This is a genomic window from Ruegeria sp. YKSF131, from assembly GCF_059612645.1.
Window position 1 is genome coordinate 1 of the sequence record NZ_JBXWQZ010000108.1, and the last position, 6419, is coordinate 6419.

6 protein-coding genes and 1 pseudogene are annotated in these 6419 nt (G+C 55.4%); 2 read left to right on the forward strand and 5 right to left on the reverse strand.

What is annotated here, in order from left to right:
- A partial coding sequence (locus AC2FLZ_RS21475; RefSeq protein WP_496882753.1) for a ParB/RepB/Spo0J family partition protein occupies positions 1 to 1528 on the reverse strand: 1528 nt, incomplete at its 3' end.
- Positions 1529 to 1768: 240 nt separating this feature from the next.
- Positions 1769 to 1990, reverse strand: a complete 222-nt coding sequence (locus tag AC2FLZ_RS21480; protein ID WP_267367433.1) for a hypothetical protein — start codon at positions 1988 to 1990, stop codon at positions 1769 to 1771.
- 767 nt (positions 1991 to 2757) lie between these two features.
- On the opposite strand from AC2FLZ_RS21480, the gene AC2FLZ_RS21485 reads away from it, so the two are divergent.
- A complete protein-coding gene (locus AC2FLZ_RS21485) occupies positions 2758 to 2961 on the forward strand; it encodes a hypothetical protein (RefSeq protein ID WP_267367303.1) in 204 nt (67 codons plus the stop codon).
- 400 nt (positions 2962 to 3361) lie between these two features.
- On the opposite strand, the gene AC2FLZ_RS21490 is transcribed toward AC2FLZ_RS21485, so the two are convergent.
- Entirely contained in the window at positions 3362 to 3562 is a 201-nt protein-coding gene (locus AC2FLZ_RS21490; RefSeq protein WP_170424883.1) for a hypothetical protein, read from the reverse strand.
- A gap of 849 nt (positions 3563 to 4411) precedes the next feature.
- Between AC2FLZ_RS21490 and AC2FLZ_RS21495 the strand changes: the two genes are divergently transcribed.
- Entirely contained in the window at positions 4412 to 5125 is a 714-nt protein-coding gene (locus AC2FLZ_RS21495) for an SOS response-associated peptidase (protein WP_496816766.1), read from the forward strand.
- 195 nt (positions 5126 to 5320) lie between these two features.
- Here the strand turns inward: AC2FLZ_RS21495 and AC2FLZ_RS21500 are convergent, their stop codons facing one another.
- Entirely contained in the window at positions 5321 to 5863 is a 543-nt protein-coding gene (locus AC2FLZ_RS21500; RefSeq protein ID WP_496816768.1) for a hypothetical protein, read from the reverse strand.
- 95 nt (positions 5864 to 5958) lie between these two features.
- Positions 5959 to 6419, reverse strand: a pseudogene (locus AC2FLZ_RS21505) (hypothetical protein); the annotation flags it as partial.

A 6419-nucleotide genomic window follows, 5' to 3' on the forward strand; every position in this document is an offset into this window, starting at 1 on the left:
TTTTCTTGCCCAGATCGCGGAATGCCTTGAAGGCTTCGATGCTGCCTTTCCCAGCCATTTCCTGAAACTGGTTGTAGGCTTCCTCTGCTGCCTCATCCCGCTCACCGCCAAGACGCGGATCAAGGTCAAACTGGTCGTCAATCTCGGGCGTGTTGTTCTCCGCTCCGCCGTAGCCGAACCCGAACAGGCTGGTGTAGTGACCGGATGCCGGTGTCGCATAGAAGGCAAACAGGCTCAGAACATATTCGGGCTTGTCCAGCATGGCCGTCTGAACAGCCGCCAGCCGGATCGCTTTCATGTCGTCGATGAACTTCTGCGAGAATGCCGGTTTCTCAGCTTCCGGCGCGGTGGGCTTAGAAGGTTTTGAGGGGGCTTCGATGAACTCCTGTTCAATAGCCGCTGCCTGATCCTCGGGCTTAATGAGGCCACGCAAAGCAGAGATTTCGCCATTGTGACGGACAAAAACCATGATCCCTGCAATCGCTTTCTGCTCTGGCTCATATTCACCATCCAGAACCTTTTGCAGAGCATCCAGTTCGGCTTGACCGGCTTCATCCAGCGCATCGCCTTCTTCAAGCTCGGCCAGTTCGTCAAACCGCTCGGTCTGTTCCTCGGTCAATACACCTTCAACCACTGGTGTTTGGGCAACCCCGTGAGCATCCCGAACTTCGTAGAAATAGGGATTGCTGTCGTCGGTGGTCATGGCCCATGCCCAACCTTCCGCCTCGCGCAGCATTTCGGCTTCGGCGTCCAGCTTCTCAGAATACAGGCGTTCCAGCAATTCAGGGTCTTTGAACAGGGTTTCATTCTGGAACAAATCGCTGGTGACGGTGCCGCCAGCTTCTTCAAAGGCATCCTGACCAACAAACTTTGCTTTGCGGTCTGTGTTGCGCACGGATTCCGGTGTCAGGGCTTGGCGCACATAGTATTCATTGTACAACCGCCCGGTCTTAACACCTTCCAGTGCTTCAAGGATTTTGGCCTCGTCGTCACAGATGGTCATAGCCTTGGCGATGCCTTGGCTGATTTCACCGGCTTTCACGGCATCCAAGACAGGATCAGGCAGATCGGCCAGCGCGAGGCGGCGGCGCACATGCGCCTCGGTCACGCCGAATGCGTTGCTGATCTTGCCAACAGAAAGGGATTTCGCGGCCATTTTCCCGTAGGCGCGAACCTCGTCAATCGGGTCCAGTTCTTCGCGGGCTGTGTTCTCGGCATTGGCCCATTGCTCGGCCACAAAGGGGTTATCGGTGATCTTGACCGGCACCTGCGCCAAATCGGGGCGTTCGGTCACAGCGATGTTGAGGGCGCGGAAACGGCGACCACCTGCGACGATGCCGACTTTACCGTCCTTATCGCGCAGACCGCTCAAGTTCTGGATTAGGCCGCATGTGACGAGGCTTTCTGCCAGCAGGGCAATGCCTTCGTCGGCTACTTCCTGACGCGGGTTGATTTCAGACAGGTACAGATCGGACAGTGCAACGGTTTCGATGATTTCCGGTGCGGTGAATGTTTCGAGTTTGCTCATTGGGCAAGTCCTTGTTTCGTGGCTAAGTTTTTGTTATTGGTGCCCTACCCCTTGCGGGGTAGAGCGAGGCCGCTTAGGCGGCAGCTTGAGTTTTCAAGAAGGCGAGGCCGATCTTGGCGGAGAGACCTCCCTTTTTGATCAGCGCATAGGCTTCACGCTTACGCTGTTCGATCATTTCAATGCTCATGGTGTTCACCTCCTTTCGTGCGCAAGTTGCGCATTGGCCGTTTCAGAACCGGACTATTCGTCCACGCTGAAAACGACCGTTTTGTCCTCGACCGTGTACGGCACGGCCTTGGACAAAAGCTGTTCGATGGCGGTGGCTGGGACAGATGGGAAGCTCTGGCACATGCTGTTCAGCAGGACCGGACGATCATCTGCGAAGTGATACCCGTTGATGGCCCATGCAATTAGGCCGGGGGTATGAACCAAATCCGATGATCCAAGACGATATTCAGTCATGACAACTCTTTCTTTCGTGGCGATGCGGTTGCCGATGTTTCCCGGCTATCCGCTAATGGGCGCGACCTTCTGATCTGTTAGCTGATAGATGGCCCGCATCTATCGGCTGGCAGAACAGGAGGGCGAAGCCCTGCCTGTGGCCTGGGGCGGGACTGTCACGGGGTCGGAGTGGCGAAAAAATGGGAGGGAACCGCGCGCTTGCGCGTGGGTGGAACCGGTTTTTTTGACATGGAGACGACGCGCACCGCGCGGCGCTTGCCCCTTGACCGGCCCGACGCAGGATGCGGGCGGATCGGGATGATGGGACCGGCCTGCCGGTCACAGCAGACCCACTATTGGACAATGCCAGGGCCGGGGTGAGCGCGCTTTAGCGCGTCGATCCCCTGCCCTGTCCAATAATCAATGCGAGCCGCGCGCCTCGCGCGGATCTCCCAGACCTCTTGCAAAAGCGGGCGTTACCCTTTTGGCCGAAACAAGCATGTCCTGGCGACCATTTGGCCGCGGTTAAGCTGGCTCGGGACGAGACAGATTCACCGCACCAGGCCGAAGGGAGAAAGGACGTGATTGGTTCGGGTCGGAGGCCGGTGTGCCGGCGTCCGACTAGCACGCGGTCACGCGCCCATAGGCGCGGGATTTGCCCGGAAACATTTGTTAGCTTTGATCGCCCAACATATCAAAAAAAACACGCAATATTTTTCCCAAATAGGCGTTTGAGCTGAATCTCGATGATAAATAGAGGCTCATAGTTAAATCATAGGAGAAAAATTATGACCAAAACATTCACTGTAAAATACACCAGAGCAGATGAGACAAATGCTGAAGCCACCCGCCAGTTTGAAGACACTCCAAATCTGGGCGACGGGTTGGAATTTGATGGAGAAGGCTTTGAAGTTACGTTTGTAGCTGAAGGGCAAATCAGTGAGCCAAACAATATTGTGTGGGCTAAATCGACTGGTTTTTTTGTTGAGTAAACAGAACGACTTGCGTAGCGACACATTGCGTTCTTCGCTACGCATAACTTCGGTTGTGTGTAGCGCATCTAACTGTACAGGTAACGGCGGTGTGCAAGCCGCCACAGCTCGATCCAAGGTTGGGGGAAGGGATCAAGGCCACCTTGAGGGGGTCAAAGGAGCCTTAGCGCCGTGGCGGCTTCGTAGAGTGGTCAGTATTGTTGACTCGCGTATGAGTAGATACGTGAGTGTCGCTAATCAACCTATTCTGCAAAGTGAAACATAGTTGTGATGACGCTGGGTCAACCAGCGTGAAACAACGGAGTGTACCGCCACCCCAAAAGCGCCCAAAAAGGCGGTTTTGGGTCCGGCCTGAAGCCGGAGCAAAAGAAAGGGCGACTTGCGCCGCCCTGCCCTTCCCTCAGTTCTGATCGTCGTCGTCATTCCGTTTCGGGAAGGCCACCATTTCAACGCTGGGGAACATATCGTGTTTGACGGTGATCGACTTGATTTCGCCGCTCTCGTCATCGGTGGTTACAAAGAGAACCCCGCATTTGTTCCAGAAGTTCTTGCCATCTTTTTCACCGGCTTTGACGTTCAGTTTCAGAGTTTGAGTTGCCATTGTTTGATCCTCGCTTTTGAGTGTTTCGATGAACATGGAAGAAGCGGGCACAAAGAGGTTGTCAGCAGGTAATTTGTTCCGCGAGGAATGCGCTGAAGGCGCAGGGGAAATCACCTGTTGAAGCGGAGCGCCCGGAACGGGGGCTGCGCGGCTACCACGATTGCCCCGCTTATGTTCATCTTGAAAGAAACACGTGAGCGAGGATCTTCATTGGCAACGGGTTTGAGGCTGTCAGACCGAGTGAAAGGCAAGAACTTCTGGGGCGAATGCGTTCGGGACATATGACCAGTGTGCAACGCAGCGAAATCAAGTCGATCTGACACAAGCGCAATGCGCAGATCCGCGAGCTGGTGGCCTTCCCGAAATGGGATGACCTGCGGAACAAAAACTAAGGGCGCATTGGCGGCGCAAGTCGCCCTTTCCGGTCGGCGGAGGCGGAGGGTCGGATTTCTCAGCGCAAGGCTCAATCTCCGAGCATAACTGTTTGCCACGTTTGTATGACGCGGCCAGGGCGACGAACCGGAACGCGACCAATATCTTCAGCTCGTGGGTTCCAGACCTCGACCTGCACGTATTCCCGGCCATCCTTATGACATGCAAACGGGGGGATATGGAGCGGCCAGTCGTGGCCTACGATCTCAACGAGATCTGAGGCGAGATAGGTCACTCGGCGGCGGCAAAGGTTGCACCGAAGGGTTAAGACCTGGTGCGACAGAGCCGCGTCCTTCATGGTGCGAAACGGCTTGCCGGGATGCGCGCGTATTGGTGGGTTCGAAGCAGGCATAATGAGAACAAATAAAGAACACTCGCAACCTTGTCCAAAGCGAACTGCGCGCATAGCCTGTCTGAATGTGTAACCTGTATTCGAACACGACCACGCAAGAAGCCATGCGGCAACTGTTCAACGTGCCTGCCGCGCGCGATGAGCTGGGCAATGCATCAGCGCAACCGGCAATCTTTCCAGATGGGCAATCGGTGATCGTAACTGCTGATGACTCTGGAGAAAGATCACTGCGCATCGCCCGGTGGGGCTGGAAGAAGGTCAAATTCAAAAACAAAAATTACGAGACGTGGCTGACAAATGTTCGGAATCTCGACGGCTGGCCTTGGGAGCATGTGATAAAGGACCAATCCCAACGATGCCTTGTCCCAGCGTCCTCGTTTTCGGAATACCACCCGACAGAGAAGATCCCCGGAGCGACAGGCAAGCCGATCAAGGCGGCGAGTTGGTTTCGGCTGACTGGTGAAACAGAGCGACCCCCTTTTGCTTTCGCCGGAGTTATGCGCCGATGGGATTGGGAAAAAGACGGTCTGCGGAAGAAGGCCGATGCCGAGCTGCAGGCTTCAGGTGCGCAAGTTACGGCGATGGCGTTCCTAACCACAGAACCTAACAGCATAGTTGCACCGATTCATCCGAAGGCCATGCCCGTGCTGCTGCGAACTGAAGAAGAGTTTGAGATATGGCTGAAAGGATCTGCTGACGAGGCCAAGGCATTGCAACGACCTCTGCCAGATGACGCGCTTGAGTTGGCGTTCACGGGCCAAAAGTCTGACAACGGATAAGCCGCGTAGGTGGGATTGGCCGCTATTGCGGCCGTCAAAGCGAAGCGACCAGTCGCGCTGGCACTTGGGGTGAATGCCCCAGGTGACAAGGGACACCAAAGGAACCTCAAAGCCAGGATAACGGCAAAAGAAAAGACCCGCCGAAGCGGGCCAAGGTCTCTCGCCACGAGAGGAAAACAAAAAAGCTCGTTGAGGTTAGCGGTTGCGCGCCCGATCGACAACGCCGTCATAGGTGATCGCGGTAATCCGATCTTCAGTGCGGCGGGTCATCTCGATCCCGTCACCCGTCATTGTTGTTTCAGCGTGTTCGGTCCATTTGAAGATACTGCCATCCGCTTCGACATGGGTTTCATCTTCGGCGGCACGGCGTTTGACAGAACCATCATGGTGAACCTCAATGATTGTGCCGTCAGCCATTCGGACGGTTACAGAATGGTCATCAACAGCAACCCCTTGCCACCAGATTTCAGCATCGCGGCGCACAACAATCCGATTGGGATGCAGCTTGATTTGCACATCTTGGGTATCTTCAGGGTCGGCGGCTTTGACCACAACAATGGCCTCTTGCTCGGCAGGGGCACCATGAATTGACGCGCTGCCGTTCTTCGGCGGCCAGAACTTCGGTTCATCGCGTTGGCGTTTGTTCTGGTCCTTATGAAACGCAATATACATCTGCGCGGACTTCCAGACGCGGCGGGCGGCTTTTTCAACCTTTGTTACGGCGGTTGTATTTGTCATGTCTAACAGTCCTCGTAAGTCCGGTCTGTAACTCTGTCTTTTGTCGATTCTCGCACCGTCTGGAACAGGGCGCAATGCGCCCTGCCCCAATTGTTTTAGAAGCACTCAGGAACCCAAGCGTCGATGCGGGCCTTCTGTTCAGGGGTGACGCGCAAAGCCTTTTGATGCTCTGGATCGTTGAACAGCTTGTGCATCGCTTCGTTCTTCTCGCCCTTCTTGGACTTGCTGAACGCGCGGTAGTCGTCGGTATCCATGTGCAAATCCAGAAGGTCTTTATAGAGGTCGTCAAGCTGCCAGCCCTTCAAACGCTTGAAGCAGTTGGTTTCTGATGGTGTCCAGATCGAGCGCATATCAGCGCCAACATCAGCCGCGATTTCCGCCATGAAGTCGGCCCGCTGGGTTGTAAAGCGCCGCGCGAGAAACGCGGTGATTTCGCCGTTGCGGGTTTTCTTGCCCAGATCGCGGAATGCCTTGAAGGCTTCGATGCTGCCTTTCCCAGCCATTTCCTGAAACTGGTTGTAGGCTTCCTCTGCTGCCTCATCCCGCTCACCGCCAA